Origin of the sequence: Streptomyces sp. NPDC053750 (assembly GCF_044544295.1) — a bacterium.
GTDB lineage: Bacteria > Actinomycetota > Actinomycetes > Streptomycetales > Streptomycetaceae > Streptomyces.
The window spans coordinates 168,899-186,108 of the sequence record NZ_JBITXB010000003.1; the positions used below are offsets into that span (position 1 = coordinate 168,899).

At 68.4% G+C, this 17,210-nt stretch carries 14 protein-coding genes and 1 pseudogene; 8 read left to right on the forward strand and 7 right to left on the reverse strand.

What is annotated here, in order from left to right:
* The first annotated feature begins 5 nt into the window (after nt 1–5).
* Together ACIGO6_RS10320 and ACIGO6_RS10325 are read left to right on the forward strand one after the other, a co-directional pair.
* On the forward strand, nt 6–3,155 hold the full coding sequence (locus ACIGO6_RS10320) for an amino acid adenylation domain-containing protein (RefSeq protein WP_399874877.1): 3,150 nt from the start codon (nt 6–8) through the stop codon (nt 3,153–3,155).
* A 54-nt stretch (nt 3,156–3,209) separates the two neighbouring features.
* On the forward strand, nt 3,210–4,742 hold the full coding sequence (locus tag ACIGO6_RS10325; protein WP_399874018.1) for a condensation domain-containing protein: 1,533 nt from the start codon (nt 3,210–3,212) through the stop codon (nt 4,740–4,742).
* Between the two features lie 16 nt (nt 4,743–4,758).
* Here ACIGO6_RS10325 and ACIGO6_RS10330 read toward each other — a convergent pair whose 3' ends face one another.
* Together ACIGO6_RS10330 and ACIGO6_RS10335 are read right to left on the reverse strand one after the other, a co-directional pair.
* On the reverse strand, nt 4,759–6,180 hold the full coding sequence (locus tag ACIGO6_RS10330) for an amino acid adenylation domain-containing protein (RefSeq protein WP_399874020.1): 1,422 nt from the start codon (nt 6,178–6,180) through the stop codon (nt 4,759–4,761).
* Between the two features lie 23 nt (nt 6,181–6,203).
* Nucleotides 6,204–7,406 carry a cytochrome P450 gene (locus ACIGO6_RS10335; RefSeq protein WP_399874022.1) on the reverse strand — a complete coding sequence of 401 codons (1,203 nt, stop codon included), beginning with the start codon at nt 7,404–7,406 and terminating at the stop codon, nt 6,204–6,206.
* A gap of 134 nt (nt 7,407–7,540) precedes the next feature.
* On the opposite strand from ACIGO6_RS10335, the gene ACIGO6_RS10340 reads away from it, so the two are divergent.
* Nucleotides 7,541–8,149, forward strand: a complete 609-nt coding sequence (locus ACIGO6_RS10340; RefSeq protein ID WP_399874025.1) for an O-methyltransferase — start codon at nt 7,541–7,543, stop codon at nt 8,147–8,149.
* Between the two features lie 729 nt (nt 8,150–8,878).
* Here the strand turns inward: ACIGO6_RS10340 and ACIGO6_RS10345 are convergent.
* Together ACIGO6_RS10345 and ACIGO6_RS10350 are read right to left on the reverse strand one after the other, a co-directional pair.
* Nucleotides 8,879–9,562, reverse strand: coding sequence for an ABC transporter ATP-binding protein (locus tag ACIGO6_RS10345; protein ID WP_399874027.1), 684 nt, complete (start codon nt 9,560–9,562; stop codon nt 8,879–8,881).
* Nucleotides 9,559–10,647: an ABC transporter permease gene (locus tag ACIGO6_RS10350; RefSeq protein WP_399874030.1), complete on the reverse strand. Its 1,089-nt coding sequence runs from the start codon at nt 10,645–10,647 to the stop codon at nt 9,559–9,561. The genes ACIGO6_RS10345 and ACIGO6_RS10350 overlap by 4 nt, the downstream gene beginning before the upstream one ends.
* Before the next feature lie 173 nt (nt 10,648–10,820).
* Here ACIGO6_RS10350 and ACIGO6_RS10355 point away from each other — a divergent pair.
* The 4 genes and pseudogenes from ACIGO6_RS10355 to ACIGO6_RS10370 all read left to right on the forward strand — a co-directional run bounded on the left by ACIGO6_RS10355 (nt 10,821) and on the right by ACIGO6_RS10370 (nt 13,989).
* Nucleotides 10,821–12,037 (forward strand): annotated as a pseudogene (locus ACIGO6_RS10355) (sensor histidine kinase).
* Complete coding sequence (locus tag ACIGO6_RS10360; RefSeq protein ID WP_399874032.1) at nt 12,034–12,672, forward strand: response regulator; 639 nt, start codon at nt 12,034–12,036, stop codon at nt 12,670–12,672. The pseudogene ACIGO6_RS10355 and the gene ACIGO6_RS10360 overlap by 4 nt, the downstream one beginning before the upstream one ends.
* A 106-nt stretch (nt 12,673–12,778) precedes the next feature.
* Nucleotides 12,779–13,096 carry a hypothetical protein gene (locus ACIGO6_RS10365; protein ID WP_399874034.1) on the forward strand — a complete coding sequence of 106 codons (318 nt, stop codon included), beginning with the start codon at nt 12,779–12,781 and terminating at the stop codon, nt 13,094–13,096.
* Nucleotides 13,097–13,407: 311 nt separating this feature from the next.
* On the forward strand, nt 13,408–13,989 hold the full coding sequence (locus ACIGO6_RS10370; RefSeq protein WP_399874037.1) for a GNAT family N-acetyltransferase: 582 nt from the start codon (nt 13,408–13,410) through the stop codon (nt 13,987–13,989).
* A 258-nt stretch (nt 13,990–14,247) separates the two neighbouring features.
* Here the strand turns inward: ACIGO6_RS10370 and ACIGO6_RS10375 are convergent, their stop codons facing one another.
* The 3 genes from ACIGO6_RS10375 to ACIGO6_RS10385 all read right to left on the reverse strand — a co-directional run bounded on the left by ACIGO6_RS10375 (nt 14,248) and on the right by ACIGO6_RS10385 (nt 15,804).
* A complete protein-coding gene (locus tag ACIGO6_RS10375; RefSeq protein WP_399874878.1) occupies nt 14,248–14,916 on the reverse strand; it encodes a nucleotidyl transferase AbiEii/AbiGii toxin family protein in 669 nt (222 codons plus the stop codon).
* A 5-nt stretch (nt 14,917–14,921) separates the two neighbouring features.
* Nucleotides 14,922–15,314, reverse strand: a complete 393-nt coding sequence (locus ACIGO6_RS10380) for a hypothetical protein (protein ID WP_399874040.1) — start codon at nt 15,312–15,314, stop codon at nt 14,922–14,924.
* A gap of 349 nt (nt 15,315–15,663) precedes the next feature.
* Complete coding sequence (locus ACIGO6_RS10385; RefSeq protein WP_399874042.1) at nt 15,664–15,804, reverse strand: hypothetical protein; 141 nt, start codon at nt 15,802–15,804, stop codon at nt 15,664–15,666.
* Nucleotides 15,805–16,402: 598 nt separating this feature from the next.
* On the opposite strand from ACIGO6_RS10385, the gene ACIGO6_RS10390 reads away from it, so the two are divergent.
* Nucleotides 16,403–17,122 (forward strand): IclR family transcriptional regulator, encoded by a 720-nt coding sequence (locus tag ACIGO6_RS10390; protein ID WP_399874045.1) that lies wholly within the window; start codon nt 16,403–16,405, stop codon nt 17,120–17,122.
* The last annotated feature ends 88 nt before the right edge of the window (nt 17,123–17,210 follow it).

The window sequence follows — 17,210 nt, forward strand, 5'->3', positions numbered from 1 at the left end:
TGGAGATGACGCCGGAGCAGCGGCGGCTGTGGTACCTCGACCAGTACGAGGAGATGGGCGCCACCCATGTGATCTGCCAAGCTTGGTGGCTGACCGGCCCGGTGGACGAGACGGCTCTCGACAGCGCCCTCCAGGTGCTCGTGGAGCGGCACGAGCTGCTGCGGTCGGTGTGCGATCAGTCGGAGGCGGGCGCGCGGCTGCTGATCCTTCCCGCCCCGCACAGCGTGCTCACCGCCGAGGAACCGGGTTCCGCAGATGAGGTCGCGGCACGCTGCGCGGAACTGGTCGATCGGCCGATGTCCCTGGCTCATGGCCCGCTGTTCACCGTCCACCTGCTGCGTGAGAGTTCCGACCGCTCGCTGCTGCTGATGCGCCTGCACCATCTCGTCGCCGACGGCTGGTCGCTGGACGTGCTGACTCAGGAGCTCAGCGCGCTCTACACTCCGGGCGCTGCCGCCGATCTCACCGTGCTCGATCCGTTGCCGCTGTCCGCCGCAGAGGTGGCCTCGGCATTGGAGAGCGAGGTCGAGGCGTACGGCGGGAGCGAGGAAGAGGCTTCCGCCTACTGGCGCGAGGCCCTCCGTGGCGCGCCGGAGGCACTGGACCTGCCGTACGACCACCCGCGCCCTGCGAAACTCCTCCGGTCGGGCGACCGGGCCCGGTTGCTGCTGCCTGAGGGCACGGCCGAGAGCCTCAAAGAGGTCTCAGCGGCGGAGGGCACGACGTTCTTCGTGGCTCTGTACTCCGTACTGGCCGGATATCTGGCCCGCATCGCTGACCAGGACGACGTGGTGATCGGTGTACCGGTGGCCGACCGGCCCGGGCAGAGGTTCGGGCCGTTGGTGGGTTTCTTCGTCAACACCCTGCCCGTCCGCGTCGTGTTGACGACGGACCTGACGCTCCGCGACCTCGTCGCTCGGGCAGCGGACTCCTTCTTCGAAGGGTGTGTACACCGTCGGCTGCCGTTCGACCGCATCGTGCGCGCGGTCGCACCAGCGCGGGTGCCGGGCCGTACGCCGCTCTTCCAGGTCATGTGCGTGCTGCAGAACACTCTGGGAGCCGAACTGGACCTTACCGGGGTGACGGCCGAGGAGCACAGGGTGGACCCGGCCACGGCCGCGTTCGATCTCACCGTCGAGTTTTGGCAGGAGGCCGACGGCCGGCTCGCCGCAATGGTCGAGTTCAGCACCGAGCTCTTCACCCCGGATCACGGACGCCGTATCGCCGAGCGGTTGTCCGCCTTCGTCACCGCGTGGGCGGCGGATCCCAGGCTCCGACTGGGTGAAGTTCCGCTGCTGCTAACCGGGGAGGACCAGCTCCAAAGCCGGTCGGCTCTGGGCGGGGAGGAGATTCAGGGCGACATCGTCGATGACATCACGGCGCGCCTTCATACCGACCCGGATAGGGTTGTGGTCCGGTCCGGGGGCCGTGCGCTGACCGGGCGGCGGCTGCGGGAACGGATCACCGAGTTCAAGACGGCGCTCACCGTCGCCGGCGTGCGACCCGGCCGGCGGGTCGGAGTGCGGCTTCCGCGTGGAACGGACACAGTGGCCGCGCTGCTGGCCGTGCTTGAGCTGGATGCCGTCTATGTGCCGCTTGACCAGCGGCTGCCCGCCGAGAGGTTGCGGCTGATCGGACAGTTGGCGCAGTTGAGCGTTGTCCTGACCGCCGCAGGAGTGGAGCCCATAGCGACCGGCGCCGACCAGACACCGCCGCAGTCCGTCACGGTGCAGGGCGACGCCGACGCCTATGTGTTCTTCACCTCCGGATCCAGCGGTGTGCCCAAGGGTGTTCTGGTCGGGCGCAAGGCACTCACCAACGTCGTACGCGAGGCTGTCCGGCTGACCGGTCTGGGCCCCGGCGATGTGGTGGCCGCTTCAACGGCCACCACCTTCGACATCTCCCTGCCGGAACTCCTCGCCCCACTGGTGGCCGGCGGCACGGTCGAGGTAGCCGACGACCGCACCGCCGCCGACCCGACGCTGCTCGCCGAACTGGCCGCCGTCGCACAGGTGACCGTCCTCCAGGCGACTCCGAGTGTGTGGAGGCTGTTGCTGGACCACCTCACCGTTCGGCCCAGGGTCGCGCTCTGCACGGGAGAGGCGCTGCCACGGGAGTTGAAGGATCGACTACTGACCGAGGCCGACGAGGTGTACAACCTCTACGGACCGACCGAGACAGCCGTCTGGTCGGCGATCTGGCGCTGTACGCCGGGCCCGGTCACCGTCGGCACACCGATCGCGCACACCGAACTCCACGTGCTTAACAGGCACTTGCGCCGCATGCCGCCGGGCTGCCGTGGCGAGTTGTTCATCGGCGGGGCGGGGCTAGCCCGCGGCTATCTCGGTGCGGAATCCCTCACCGCCCGTCAATTCATCGACCACGACCTCGGTCAAGGCAGCAGGAGGCTCTACCGCACGGGCGACATCGCCTCCTGGGGCCATGACGGCCTCCTGCGCATCCACGGACGCCGCGACTCCCAGTTCAAGCTTCGCGGTCACCGCATCGAACCCGAGGAGATCGAGACCCGGGCCCGGGAGTGCACGGGAGTCGCGCAGTGCGCGGTGGTGCCGTTCGACCACCACAGACAGAGCGGCCTGGCAGCCATCCTGGTCGGGCAAGCGGACGCCGGGCCTGATCCGCAGGCGGTGCGCAGGTACCTGTCGGCCGTGTTGCCGGGGTACATGGTGCCGACCGTCGTCCTTTGCGTGCCCGGACTCCCCCTGCTTTCCAGCGGCAAGGCGGATACCCGGGCGCTGTCGGCCATGGTCGAGGAGTATCTGGACGGCCTGCCGGATCCGGATGAGCCGGTGGCCGGGCAGCAGGATGCCTCCCCGGTCGCCGAGGTCGTCGTGCTGGCCATGCAGGCCGTACTGCGAAAATCGGTGGCCCGGCAGACGTCGTTCTTCGACCAGGGTGGTGACTCCCTCGGTGCTGCCCGGGTGCTCGCGGTCCTGCGCAGGGCTCTCAACGCCCCCTTGGAGATGTCGGACTTCGTCGCCGCCCCCAGTGCGCGGGGGCTTGCCCAGTTGCTCGAATCACGGCCCGGAGTGACTGCCGCAGCGGAAGCGGCGCTTGCGGCGATCTCAGGACAGCAGGGGGTCGCGGCAGGCGGTCTGGCACGTGGTCTGCTGACCGGGACGGCGGCAGGATGAACGACCGGTATGGATTCAGGGTGCGCCGGCGCGCCCGGCAGAGAGGCGATCTGGGTGAGTAATGTCAGTGCACGACGGGACGCGATCGTGCAGGCGTGGCGGACCGTACTGGAATCCGATCCCGCCTCCGATGACGAGAATTTCTTCGATGCGGGCGGCAACTCCATCCTGCTCGTCGTACTTCAGCGCGAGTTGTCCAAGCGGCTCGGGTTCAGGGTTCCCCTGCGCATGATCAGTGGAGCCCCGACCGTGTCCGGTCTTATGGGGCTGAAGGGCGCCACGGGCGGGAACAGTGAGACGGCCACGCCGTTTCCGCCCCCCCAGGACAAGCCCGCCCCGCTAGCCCATTCCCAGGAGAGACTGTGGCTGGCCGAGCAGTTCAACCCCGGGCATGCCGACGGCACGATCGAGCACGCCTATCTTCTCTCCGGTGACCTCGATCCGACGCGGCTGGAGTCGGCGCTTCTTCGAGTGATCGAGCACCATGCGGTGCTGCGCACGGTCTACCCGATCGACGAGGCCAGTCTCGAGCCCACCCAGGTGACTCGGTCGACCGCGGCACTCACCCTCGAACAACGGCCGGCAGCGGACGTCTCCGGCGCTGAAGACCTGGAGACACTGGCCGCCAGGCTCATTTCGGACTGGTGGGAGACGCCGTTCGACCTCGAGGCAGATCCTCCTGTACGCGCACGGCTCTGCACGCTGGGCGAAGGCCGCCACATGCTCTGCCTTCAGATGCACCATCTGGCGTTCGACGGCTGGTCGGAGAAGCTGCTGATAGAGGACCTCGCCACCGCCTATTCAGGCGGAGACTTGCAGGCACCGCCTGTCAGTTATGAGTCGTACAGCCGGTGGGAGCGGGCGGAGACCGAACGTTGGCGGGAGAACGACATCCCGTTCTGGCGGGAGCACTTGAGTCAAGCGCCCCCGCCGTTCCTGCCCGCCCCGCCCGACAGCACACAAGCAGCGCGGAGGGAAGAGTCGTTCGACCTCGACCGGGAGAGCGTGGGTCGGCTGATCGGGGCCGCCGCCCGGCACAGCGGTCCCCCCGGCGCCGCCCTGCTGGCCGCCGCGGGCCGAGCGATGTCGGGAGTCTTCGGCGTGCCGGACCTGTGCCTCGGCACCGTGACGGCCGGCCGGGTGGCGACCGCGCTCGAACCGGTCATCGGGTGCTTCATCAACCCCCTGGCGCTGGTGCTCCAGGGAGCGTCCGAGCAGACTGCAGGAGAACTGCTGAGCAGCTCGGCCGAGGTGCTCACCTCGGCCATGGAGCACGGGCGCACGCCGTTCAACGAAGTCGTCCGGCTGCTGGGCCCGGACCGCAGCCGCCACCCGTGGTTCCAGGCATGGGTCGTGCTGCAGAACGACCCACCTCGAGCCGTGCTCGACGACACGGTCGTGCTCGAGGCTGTCCGTGTTCCGCAGCCCCGCAGCAGCCTAGACCTCCTCGTCGAAGCCATCCCGCGGCCGGACGGGGGCTGGCGAGTGCACCTCGCCTGGCGCGCGGACTGTATCGATGAGGTGACCGGGATGACGCTGTTGGAGGGGCTTCGCACGGCATTCACCGACATGGCCGCCCTGGCCTGATCCACTGGTCAGTGGGTCACGAGGCCAGCCGGGCGCGGTCCACTTTGCCGGCAGTCGTACGGGGCAGGGAGTCCAAGACGGTGAACTTCGCCGGGCAGTGACTCGCTGGCAGACGGTCACGGATCCACTGCCTGAGGTCGGCCGGCGTAACCTCCACGCCGGCCACGACCAGCGCCTCCAGGTAGGCGCGCTCCGGCCGGTCGCGGTCCCGCAGTACCACTACGGTCTCCGTGACCGCCGGGTGTTCCTCCAGCGTCGCCTCGACCTCGCCGAGCTCGATACGGTGACCGCGCAGCTTGATCTGATCGTCGTCGCGTCCGAGGAAGAACAGGCGGCCGTCAGGCAGCCGACGCCCGCGGTCCCCTGTCCGGTAGACCATCTGTCGCCCCTGCGGGGTGTCATGGAGGTGAAATAGTCGGCGGGTCAGCTCGTCTTGGCCGAGATACCCCGCAGCCAGACCCTCACCGAAGAGCAGGATCTCTCCCTCCTCTGGTTCGCCTCCGTCCGTCGTCGGCCCGTCAAGCGCGACCCCCGAGCCGGGCAGCGGGGATCCTAAGGGGATCGAGTCGGCCGATTCGACCAGTGCTGCTGTCGCGAAGATGGTCGCCTCGGTGGGGCCGTACAGATTCCACAGTTCCCGCGCACAGCCGAGTAGTTGCGCCGCCAGGCTCTGAGTCAGCGGTTCGCCTCCACACCAGATTCGGCTGTCGGCCGCACCATCCCAGCCGCCCGCCGAAGCAAGGCGCCAGAAACTCGGAGTCGCCTGGATGATGTCGGGGGTATGCAGGCCGACGAATTCAGCGAAGGTGTCGGGATCCGTCCGGGCATCCGTGGGAGCGGCGATGAATGTGCCCCCGACCGAAAGCGGCAGCAGCAGCTCTGCCATGGAAATGTCGAACGACAGAGCGGTCATGGCGACGATGGATTCGCCGGGGGCGAATCCGGGCACCTCGGCCAGCCCCGACAGTCGGGCGAGGAGGGCCCTGTGCGGCACCATGACGCCCTTGGGCTGCCCGGTGGAACCGGATGTGTACATCACATAGGCGATTTCCGAGAAGGGTCCAGGGGCCGCTTGCCCATCCTGCCCGTGAGCGGTGGCGTCGGCAGTAAAGAGCCCTTCTTCGACGGACTTCAGAACCAGCGCGGGGCGGGCGTCGGAGAACACCTTTTCTTGGTGGGCCGACGGGCTCTCACTGTTCAGCGGAAGCACGGCACAGCCACATCGGGCCGCGCCCAGCATCGCGATCGAGGCGCTCACCGGATTGCTGGTGTCGAGAGCGATCAGGGAACCGCGCGGCACCCCGTCCAAGGCGGTCTTGGAAAGCGTCAGTGCTCGTTCGGTGAAGTCCTCGTACGTGTACCGGCGTGTGCCGACAGCCGCGACCGCCGTTGGCGTGCGTTCGCACTGTTCCGTGACGACATCCCATATGGTCCGCATTTCGGCAACCCCCTCCTCAATACCTACGCGAATGCTATGTCGAGCCGCTCGAGCACCGTCACCCCGTTGTGTGATCGACTGACGGGAGGCGCGACGAAAGACAGAGTGCTCGATCTCGAGGCCAGAGCTTGAAGTGCCACCTCGGCTTCGAGCTTGGCCAGTCGGGCCCCGAGGCAGTAGTGGGCGCCGAGACCGAAGGTCAGGAGCCGTTTGATTTCCCGCCCGGGTTCCAGGCGGTCGGGCGCGGAGAACACCGCCGGGTCTCGGTTGGCGACCCCCAGCATGAGCAGGACCAGATCACCCGCCTCGATACGTCGGCCGGCTATGCTCACCGGCTCTCGTGCCACCCGGGCGACCTGCTGTACCGAGGTGTCGAATCTGAGTAGTTCCTCCAACGCCATTTCGGCCTCGGGAACGGTCAGTTGCTGCCAGGTGCCGGTATGGATCGCGGCTCGGACCGCCTTGCCGATGAAGGTGGAGGTGGTCTCAAATCCAGCATGGACGAGGAGGCTCGCAGTGGCCAGTACGTCTTCCCGCTCGATCTCTCCCGCGCGGAAGGCTCGGTGCAGCAGACTGATCCCGGTGCCGTCGTCGGCACTACCGGCGCGCAGGACGGATTCGACCGCGTCGGATACCTCGCGCACGGCACGGTCCCCTTGTTCCCGGGCCTGAGGGAGATAGTCGGCTCTCAACAGGGCGTCGATGTCCTGGGTCCATGACCGCAGTCGTGGCGCGACGTCAGGGGGCAGGCCGAGTACGTGACAGATCACGCGGCTGGAGAGCGGAATCGCCACATCGGACATCACTTCGAGGCTGTTTCCGACCTCGGCGAGAAGATCTGTCACCGTCGATTCGACAAAAGAACGAGTGCCGTCGACGCGCTCCGCCGTGAAGAGTGGCGCCACGATTTTCCGTAACGTGGCATGGCGCGGATCGTCATTGAACATGAACCAGCGACGTACAACGGAGTTGGTCCGCGAGCTGTTGCCACGGTCGGGGGCGTCCTCGTGCAGCGCTGTGCCACCCTGCGTCGGCCAGGCGGAAGACAGAGCCGGGTTCCGTAGCAATTGCGCCACCGCGGTGTATCCGGTCACCACCCACACACCGAGGAACTCGTCCCACTCAACCGGATCGCCGCCTTTGAGGGAGAGGTAGTCGGCGCACGGATCAGGGCGAACAGCCGTGGTTGTTGTGCGGTAGGGGCATCCGATTGCGTCGACATGCAAGCCGATTCACTCCCGTCGGACTACAGACGATGCCGGACCAGGTGGTGCCGCCCCAGCATAGCCGGGCGCCAACTCGCGTTCATCGGCGGATGCTTGATGTGACCGGGCCTACCGTAGAAGCCATACTTGCCGTCATGTCGATGAACGGCACTGCTGCCTACCGCATGCACAGCGGGCCGCTGCCCCCGCTTGTCGAGCGCGCCCTCGACGCTGCCCAACGCTATGGCTTCGGCTACTCCTGCCGCCCCGAGCAAGGCCGACTGCTGCAAGTGCTGGCCGGCGGCGCTCGGCAGCGCATCGCCGAGACGGGCACCGGGTGTGGGGTGGGTCTCGCCTGGTTGGCCAGTGGAGCGGCCCCGAACGTGGAACTGCTCAGTGTGGAGCGAGATCCGGCGCGGGCAAAGGTTGCTGCCGACGCCTTCTCCCATGTGCCGCAGGTAAGTGTGTTGTGCGCCGACTGGACTCATATATACGCACATGGGCCGTACGACTTGCTTGTGCTTGACGGCGGTGGCCAGGCCAAGGGGGGCAGTGCTGCGGATCCCGAGCGCCTACTCGTTCCGGGTGGAGTGCTCGTCGTCGACGACTTCACGCCTTCCCAGACCTGGCCGCCCTCTTACGCTGGTCGTCCCGACACTGCCCGGCTGCACTGGCTGGGTCATCCTGCCCTGCGGACTGTGGAGCTACCGCTGGCCGGTGATCTTAGCGCGGTAGTCGCTGTACGGCGTACGGGCCCGTCCTAGGACGAGGGCGATGTCGTCACCGCCTTGTGCTTCGCCTTCCCGCGCTATGTGACCGGTCACCGTTTGCGACTGCGGTCATTGCTTTGACGTACACCACGCCGGACAGTGCTTCGTGTCTACCTGTCCGCCATGCACGAGGAGATCACGTCAAGGCGATGGCCGCCGGGGTGATCTGGTTGCTGCAGTCTGTTTCGCCCTGAGCACGACGGACTCTCGGCCGTGACGCTCGTTTGACGCTCCGGGCGCCCGCACCGCCGGGCGTTGAGCCGAGATACCGGCTCCTACCTGGGGCTTTCCTTGACTCGCTTGACCTGACATCCTTCCGATGACTTCGCACGTGGAGTGCGTGGCGATTCTTGAGCCTGCCCAGAAGGGGCTCTGAACTGCGGTTTTATCGGATTCTTCGGATGTGCTCGGCGGTGCTCGACCTGTTTCCCGAAGTGCAAGGCGTGAAGCGCGTCGCCTGCTCGCGAACGTCGTCTGACCAGGTTCCAGCAGGCGTGCGGGGATGGCGGTGCGGTCTTTGCGTTCCTCGGTACGAGGGAATGCCGACCGCCTCGACGCTCGGTTGACGCTCGTCCTGATGGCTCGTCATTCGAGTGCGGTGCCGGTGCCCTGACGGCGTGAATTCGTCGGCGCCGCAGTCAGGTAAGCGGCGGCCCGTCCATCGGGTGTGGCTCCTGAAGGACGGATGGCCGCAGTCGCTTCGGCGCGTACCGCTCCAGGCGATCAGCGGGTCGGAGTCGGGAGGGTGAGCCGTCCGTCGTGGACTTCGGCGGTCTGGTCGACGGCGGTGAGGTGGGTGCGGTCGTGGGTGACCAGGACGGTGGCGGTGGCCTGCTGGTGGGTGAGGAGGGTGATGAGGTCGAGGACGGCGGCGCCGCGTTCGTGGTCGAGGGCGCTGGTGGGTTCGTCGACGAGGAGGACGGTGGGGTCGTTCATCAGGGCGCGGGCGATGTTGACGCGCTGGCGCTGGCCTCCGGAGAGCTGCTGGGGGCGGCGGCCGGCCTGGTCGGCGAGGCCGACGGCGTCGAGGAGTTCCATCGCGCGGGTGTGGGCGGTGCGGGGTTTGCGGCCGTCGATCTGGGCCATGACCTGGAGTTGTTCGGCGGCGGTGAGGGAGGGCAGCAGGTTGGGCTGCTGGAAGACTATGCCGATCTTGTGGCGCCGCAGTTCGGTGAGGTCGCCGCGGGTGAGGCCGGTGGTGCTCCGGCCATCGATGGTGACGGTGCCGGTGTCGGGGGTGATCAGGGTGGCGGCGACCGCGAGGAGGCTGGACTTGCCGGATCCGGAGGGGCCCACCACGGCGGTCAGGCTGCCCCGGGGAACCTGCAGGCTGACCTGGTCGAGAGCGGTGAGGCGGGTGTCGCCGTCGGGGTAGGTGAGGGTGATGTCGGACAGGTTCAGGCTCATCGGGCGCTCCCCAGGGCGGTCAGCGGGTCGACGGAGGTGATGCGGCGGATGGACAGGGCGGCGCCGAGCGCGCCGAGGAGGATCATCACGACGGCCGGGATCAGGACGGTGGCGGGGGTGAGGAGGAACGGCACCGCCCTGCCGGCGACGAGCGCGCCGAGGGCGGCGGCGATGCCGGTGCCGATCAAGGCGCCGCCGGCCAGCAGGACGACCGCCTGGCCGAGGGCGTCCTTGAGCAGATTGGCAGTGGAAGCGCCCAGGGCCTTGAGGACGGCGACGTCGCCGCTGCGCTGGATGGTCCAGACGGTGAAGAAGGCGCCGATGACGAGGGCGGAGATGGCGAACAGGAAGCCGCGCATCAGCTGCAGGGAGCCGTTCTCGGAGGTGTAGGAGCCGATCGCGGACAGTGAGTCGTCGGTGGAGACCGTCTTGGTGCCGGCTTGGTGGTCGGTGGCGGTCGTATCGGCCTTGGGGGTGGTGCTCAAGGCGATGACGGTTGCGGTCGGGCCGTCGTCGGTGCCGGTGGGCGGTGCGGTCTTCTGCCAGGTGTCCAGGCTGGTCCAGATCACCGGGGTGTGGCTGTAGTGGGCATCGCCTGCGACGGCGGCCACCTTCAGCTGCCGGCCTGCCAGGGTCAGGGCGTCGCCGGCCTTGACGCCGAGGTCGTCGGCGGCCGTGGTGGAGAGCACCACCGCGTTGCCGGTGATCTTGTCGCTGTCGGGGGAGAGGCGGGAGCCGGGCTCGACGCCGAAGGCCGAGACCCCGGTGCTCTTGTCTCCCGCGGTGGCCTTGGTCGTGGTGATCCCCAGCGGCTCGGCGCTTTCGACGCCGGGCGCCTCGGACCACTTCTTCCACTGCTGTTCGGTGATGGTGGAGTTGGAGTACGACAGGTCCTGCCCGCCGCTGGGCGCCTGGAAGGCGATCTCGTCTGCGGGCAGGGACGTGATCGCGGAGATGTTCTGCTGCCCCAGCCCGGCCGTCAGCCCGGACAGCAGCCCGACCAGCAAGGTGATCAGCACGATGACGGTCCCCATCAGGGCGAAGCGCCCCTTGGCGAATCTCAGGTCTCTCCAGGCGACAAACACGGCCTTGGCCTGTCCTTTCCGGCGGTGGAAGCGGTATGACTCCACCCTCGCTGCCAGCCCCCTGTGCGCGCGTCTGGCGCAGGACGGCACTTCGCGGGCCGAATGACGGCACACGGGTTCTAACTTTCGATGGAGGCCACTCCGCAGTCGGCTTTCGTAACCTGGGACGCACTGTGAACTCCGCCGCCCCTGCCCTGACCCCGACCACCCGGGCCCTGGCCTGGTGCCTGCACCTGCTGGTCATTGGACTGCTCGCCCTGGCCGTCGGCCGGGCCGTGGCCGACGAGCGGCCCCACGCCGGGTGGATCGTTGCTGCCTCGGTGGTGTGTGGCCTGGTGTACGCGGTCGGGCCCACGCTGCCGTGCGTACGCCGTTCGCGGCAGGTCGCCGCGCTGTGGCTGGCCGCCGTGGGGGCCTGCTGGCTGGTATTGCTCGCGCTGTCCCCCGATGCGGTGTGGGTGGCCTTCCCGCTGTACTTCCTCCAGCTGCATCTGCTGTCCCGCCGAGCCGGACTGGTGGCCGTGGCCGCCACCGCTGGCGCGGCCATCGCGGGCTTCGCCGCCCACCAGCACTCGTTCAGCCTGGCCATAGCCATCGGCCCCGCCCTCGGCGCCGCCGTGGTGGTCGCCGTGGTGTGGGGTACCAGGCCCTGTACCGGGAGAGCGAACACCGCCGACGTCTGATCGAGGAACTCACCGCCACCCGCGCCGACCTGGCCGCTGCCCAGCACACCGCCGGTGTGCTGGCCGAACGCGACCGCCTGGCCCGCGAGATCCACGACACCCTCGCCCAGGGCCTCTCCAGCATCCAACTGCTGCTGCGCGCCGCCGAGCGAGCACTGCCCCAGTCACCGCAGAACGCCGCCCGCTACGTCGACCAAGCACGGCAGGCTGCCGTTGATAACCTCGCCGAGGCCCGCCGCTTCGTCGCCGCGCTCACCCCGCCCACGTTGGAAGGCAGCACCCTGGCCGGCGCCCTGGAACGACTGTGCGCCACCACGTCCGCCCGCCACCGCCTCACCGCACGCTTCCACCTCACCGGCGACCCCGCCCCGCTCGCCACCGCGCACGAGGTCGCCCTGCTGCGCATCGCCCAGTCCGCCCTTGCCAACACCGTTCGCCACGCCGAGGCCACCACCGCCGAAGTCACCCTCAGCTACCTCGGCGACCACGTCGCCCTCGACGTCGTCGACGACGGACGCGGTTTCGACCCCGCCCTCCTGCCCGTCCCCGACCCCGAGGCCGGCGGCTTCGGGCTGGTCGCCATGCGCGCCCGCGCCCACGCCCTCGGCGGCACCCTGACGATCGAATCCGCCCCTGGCCACGGCACCGCCCTGGCCGCCCATCTGCCCCTCAAGCCGACCGAGACCGAGCCCGAGGCCCGCCCGTGACCTACGACACCTCCATCCGCCTGCTTCTGGCCGACGACCACCCCGTCGTACGAGCCGGACTGCGCGCCGTGCTGGAGACCGAGCCCGGTCTCCTCGTCGTGGCCGAAGCAGCCACCGCCGAGGACGCCGTGACCCGCGCCGCCGAAGGCGACATCGACGTCGTGCTGATGGACCTGCAGTTCGGTAAGGGCATGGGCGGCGCCGAGGCCACCGCCCGGATCACCGCCCGCCCGAGTGCCCCTCGCGTGCTGATCGTCACCACCTACGATTCCGACTCCGACACCCTGCCCGCGATCGAGGCCGGCGCCACCGGCTACATCCTCAAGGACGCCCCGCCCGAGGACCTGGCCGCCGCCGTGCGCACGGCCGCCGCCGGACGCACGACACTGGCGCCGACCGTCGCGGACCGCCTGATGAACCGGCTGCGCACACCGGGCACCGCCCTGACACGGCGCGAGACCGAAGTCCTCGTCCTGGTCGCCGACGGCCTGTCCAACCAGGCCATCGGCGACCGCCTCCACCTGACCGAGGGCACCGTCAAGTCCCACCTGGCCCGCGTCTACGCCAAGCTCGGCGTCGACTCGCGCACCGCAGCGGTCGCCACTGCCACCGACCTCGGCCTCATCCGCCGCTGACCATGTGCGGCGGCCCTGCCCCGTCTCCTGTGGTCTAGCCGCACGTCATCCAACCGCGTGGACCAGAACGTCTTCGACCCTGTCCTCCGCCGCAACGCTGACCGGCATGCGGCTGGAGTCGAGTCCCATTCCTCTGCACGCGCTGCGCAAGGAGATCGGCGACGAGGACTTCTTCGCGGTCCTCAGGGGCTGGCAGCGTAAGTACGCCGGCACGGACGCGGCCGTCGCGGACTTCGTCGCGTACGCCGAGAAGGCGACGGGCAAGCAGCTGGACCGGCTGTTCGACACTTGGTTGTGCGAGACCTCGAAGCCCGCTGTCGGGCCGAACGGGAAGAGTGACCAGCCGTCTCTCAAGGCGGCTGCGACCAAGCAGCCAAAGTCCTGGAAGAAGCTACAGGCCGTCCAGCAGGGGCACCGTCACTGATCACGCTGACCATCGCGGGGTCTTCGACCAATGCGCCACTGGCACGCGGTTGCGTCTTGGGACGTGATGTACGGGCCCCACCTGATTCAGGTGCTGGGTCCGATGCCGAAGGGCGGTCCGGACATGAGTACGGCCACCGGCTGGGCTTCGAGACTCGGCTCGGTCGCCGGAGAACTACAGGGCCCGACGTGGTCGAGGCTGAGCCCCTGTGAGGTTCGGCCTCGGCGCTTCCTGTGTTGACCTTGTGGCAGAGCGTGATCGTCGTCGGTTACATCATTTGCGCTTGCTCGGGGCGTGAGCACAATCGGCGCATGCAGATCTTGTCGTTCCCGGAAGCAGCCACCCCCACCGACTTGCGTGTTCAGGTGGGAGAGATCCAGGAGCAGGTGTGGCCGTCCGAGTCAGGGCCGGACGCTCCTGTTGCCACCCCCACCCACGATCCCGCACTGCGGCCGATTTCGATGTTGCTCGTGGGCGAGGGAACCGTGCTGGCCGCGCTGGACATCCTGTTCAAAGAGATCGTCCATGTCGGCCGGTGCCTTTCTGCTGGTGGGCTGAGCAGGGTGGTGACGAGCGAGCAGGCACGTGGCCGTGGGTACGGTCGGCAGTTGGTGGCAGCGGCGCGGGAGAGGATGGCCGCCCAGGGCCTGGACTTGGGCCTGTTCACGTGTGATCGCCCCTTGCAGCCGTTCTATGGGAGCGCCGGTTGGCGTGTGCTTCCGGGAGCCGTGCTCATCGGAGGAACACCGCAGGACCCCTTCCCCAGCGATCAGCCCGGCTTCGACAAGGTCATGATGTCGGGCTTCTTCTCGGCTGCGGGCCGTCAGGCGCAAGCGTCGTTCCATCACTCCCGCATCGAGTTGTACCCAGGGGAGATCGACAAGCTCTGGTGATGGTCGCTGACCGGTCCGTGGCCGACGGGCCAGTGTGCAGGGGAACGTCCCTGGCCTCAGCGAGTCCTTGAAGGTGCCCGCCCCTTCAGCGCGATTGAATCCGCGCTTTCAAGCGCCGCAGCCGTGTGGATGGCCGTTGGCGGCCCAGGACTCCGCTCGGCTTCGTGCAGAACTTGTCACGATAGGCGGCAGAGGCAGGGTGCCGCCGGGTTTCGTGACCGCCCGGGTGGCTGGAGCCGTGTGAAGGTTCGGGCGTGATCAGTCGATGTCCGGATCATCGGACCCTTCGAGGAGGCGGGTCGCGAGGTCGTCGGCCCACTCCACGGCCCAGATACGAAGAGCAGTGATCGTGGTCTCGTCCAGGCCGTATGCGGCGAAGGCTTCGTCGTCGGTCCACTCGGCGCCCGTGAGGTTCGACTGCAGATCCTCGCGCTCGAAGCGGCCGCGGGCGTGGCGGCGGCCGAACTCCTCGAGCTCGGCGTTGGTCCAGCGGCGGGAGGCGGCGAACACGTCGATCAGGCCGCGGGGCGCTCCACGGTCGGCGAGGGCGCGGACCTTGGTCCCGATCACGTCCTCCTCCGCGAGGACGGGTCCGTAGGGGCTCTGTGCGACAGGCCGCCAGAAGATCTCCTTGAGGATGTCGACTTCGCATTCCTGCTCGGTGGCTGGGTCGGTCACGGTGAAGCGCGCGGACAGTGGCGCGGTCTCCAGCGCGTGCACTTTCCAGCCGCGGTCTTCCAGGCCGGCGCGGAGCGTGGCGGCGATGTCGGCGATGGGCGCCGGGTTCTCGGTGGCGACGTCGAGGTCCTGGCTGGGGCGGTTGACGAGGTGGTGCGCCCGCACGGCATATCCGCCGGTGAGGACCAGGGGATATGGGGAGCCGAGGGCGATCACATCCGCCAGGAGCCGCGTGTGCAGCTCCGGCATGTCCGTCACGCGGCGGCCTGGGTGCGGGAGGCGAGCTGAGTGAAGGCGTCTTCCCATACGGCGCGCACGGTGCGGCCGACGAGGGTGCGCAGCACCGGCCACAGCTGGAGGAGCAGATCCTGATTGAGGTAGCGGGGCAGGTCGTCGCGCAGTCCCTCGTGCAGGACGGTGCGGTACAGGCCCATGCACTGGCGCGGCTTGCCCAGGTCGTACGAGGTCATCCCCGACCAGGCCATGTGCAGTGGCAGCTCCACGACCCCCTGGGTCGGGCCGTGCAACTCGTCCAGCGACTCCGGCAGACGCCGCCGGAACTTCTCCTGGTACAGCGCGAGGTCCTCGGCGACCGGGCCCGAGAGGCCGCTCGGAGGGGGTGCGGCGTGCTGTGGGCTTGAGGGCATGACTCCACTATGGCGGCCTGAGAAGCGGTGCGGGTCATGATGTGCGAGCCTGCGTCCGGAGCGAGCGGGAGCGGGCCGGTGCAGGTGAGCTGATCGTGGCAGCCTGTCCCGCCGGAAGAGAAGCGGGATGGACCGTTGGTCATGACGCTCGTTTGACGCTGGTGGTGCCCGCCCACGGGACATCCAGCCGATAAACCGGCTCTGACCTGGCCTTTTCCGTGACTCGCCCAGGCCGACATCTTTCCGATGACGTCGCACGTGGAGTGCGTGGCGATTCTTGAGCCTGCTGAAAAGTAGCTCTGACCTGCGATTTTCTTAGGCCGCTCAGGGGTGGGCAGGTGTCCTCGACCTATTTTTCGGCGCGCAACGGGTCGAGCGCCGCCGCATGCCGGTCGACGCTCCTGACCTGCAGTTCCAGCTGTTGTCGAACGGCGGGCGTGTGGTGCCTCCGCACGTCGTCGGTGCCGCGCTGGGCAGTTCTGACGCTCATGTGACGCTCGTACTGATGGCGTGTCAGGTCTTGATGAGGGCCTGACATACGGAAATGTCCGCAGGGTGAAGTTACCTGTTTCCGGGACGGGCTGCCCGAGACGTGGTGAATGGTGCGGGTCGGGCGCCACCGAGCTCCGTGTTGCCCGTCGGCGTGGCCTACGTTTCTCTCGCTCGCCACAGGGGGCGTGTGGTGCTCGTTGTGGCGGTCATCCCACACGTCGATGCGGCCGACGAGTCGCTCGGGTGGGTCGGGTCGTCGGCGGCGGAGAGCGGCAGGGGCTGGTGCTTACGCCCGGACGGCCGGGCAGGGTGGTGTCGGCGAAGCGGGCTTGCGACCCCCGCAAGAGTCGGTGTCTCCTCATAGGGGACGGGGTGAAGCGGACCGCTTCTGAGGGCTTGCTTCTGCCTCACTCTTTAGTGCCTGCGAAAACGCGCCACCGGTGCTATTGAGCCAGTGAATTGAAGGTTGAGTGAGGTGAACGCCTGGCTAGTAACGGTCTCGGTGACGTGTGCCTGCGAGGTATTGACGTTACGGTGAACTGGCTGCCAGAGTGCGGTGTCTCATAAGAGACGGTGTCCCTCTATAGGAGACAGCATTGGGCACGCAGATTCTCACCTCCTCACTCAAGACGCTCGAGGTTCTCGCCGCACTCGCCGACGAGCCACGGGGCGTGGGTGCCTCGGAACTGGCCCGTCGCATCGGCGGTAGCCGGGGCTACGTGCACCGGCAGTTGGTGACGCTGTGTGCCGGGGGCTGGATCGAGCAGGCCGAGGACGGAACCTACCGGCTCAGTCTTCGTGTCTCCCGGCTCTCCGACGCCGCGTTCACCCAGGCCGGCCTCGGTCACCGGGCCACCGCGGTGCTGGAGGAACTGGCCGCGAAGCTGGACGAGACGGCCTCGCTGGCCGTGCTCGACGGCGACTCGGCACGGATCGTGCAGAGGGTCGAGGTGGACCGGCTGCTGCGGGTGGACGCCCGGATAGAGGCGCGGATGCCGATCTCCGACACCGCTTCCGGGCGGGTGCTCACCGCGTGGGCCCTGCCGCACGACCTGGACGCCCTGCGCGAGGCTGGGGTGGGCACCGCCGAGGACGAGGAGCTGGAACGTATTCGCCGCGACGGCTTCGCCGTCTCCCTGCCCAATCCGCTTGAACCGACGGTCGCCGTCGCCGCACCGGTCTTCGACACCAGACGCCGGGTTCTCGCAGCGCTCTCGGTCGTCGGCCCCACCGTCCGCTTCGACGCCGAGGCCGCCGCGTCCGCAGTCGTCGCCGGCGCGGCCCGTGTCACCGCCCTCGTCTCCGGACGGGGGTGACGGCCCCGGAATCACACCCCCGCGCGATCTTCCCCTGCCCGAACTCCCGCATGCCGCAGCGCGACTGACGTCCTGAGCGGTACCGCGC

What these genes read in the sequence shown, in the direction of transcription:
- ACIGO6_RS10370 (WP_399874037.1), top strand. Translation starts at nt 13,408, where the DNA reads ATGCAGATCTTGTCGTTCCCGGAAGCAGCCACCCCCACCGACTTGCGT.
- ACIGO6_RS10345 (WP_399874027.1), bottom strand. Translation starts at nt 9,562, where the DNA reads ATGAGCCTGAACCTGTCCGACATCACCCTCACCTACCCCGACGGCGAC.
- ACIGO6_RS10380 (WP_399874040.1), bottom strand. Translation starts at nt 15,314, where the DNA reads ATGCCCTCAAGCCCACAGCACGCCGCACCCCCTCCGAGCGGCCTCTCG.
- ACIGO6_RS10330 (WP_399874020.1), bottom strand. Translation starts at nt 6,180, where the DNA reads ATGCGGACCATATGGGATGTCGTCACGGAACAGTGCGAACGCACGCCA.
- ACIGO6_RS10365 (WP_399874034.1), top strand. Translation starts at nt 12,779, where the DNA reads ATGCGGCTGGAGTCGAGTCCCATTCCTCTGCACGCGCTGCGCAAGGAG.
- ACIGO6_RS10385 (WP_399874042.1), bottom strand. Translation starts at nt 15,804, where the DNA reads ATGAGCGTCAGAACTGCCCAGCGCGGCACCGACGACGTGCGGAGGCAC.
- ACIGO6_RS10340 (WP_399874025.1), top strand. Translation starts at nt 7,541, where the DNA reads ATGTCGATGAACGGCACTGCTGCCTACCGCATGCACAGCGGGCCGCTG.
- ACIGO6_RS10375 (WP_399874878.1), bottom strand. Translation starts at nt 14,916, where the DNA reads ATGCCGGAGCTGCACACGCGGCTCCTGGCGGATGTGATCGCCCTCGGC.
- ACIGO6_RS10320 (WP_399874877.1), top strand. Translation starts at nt 6, where the DNA reads ATGACGCCGGAGCAGCGGCGGCTGTGGTACCTCGACCAGTACGAGGAG.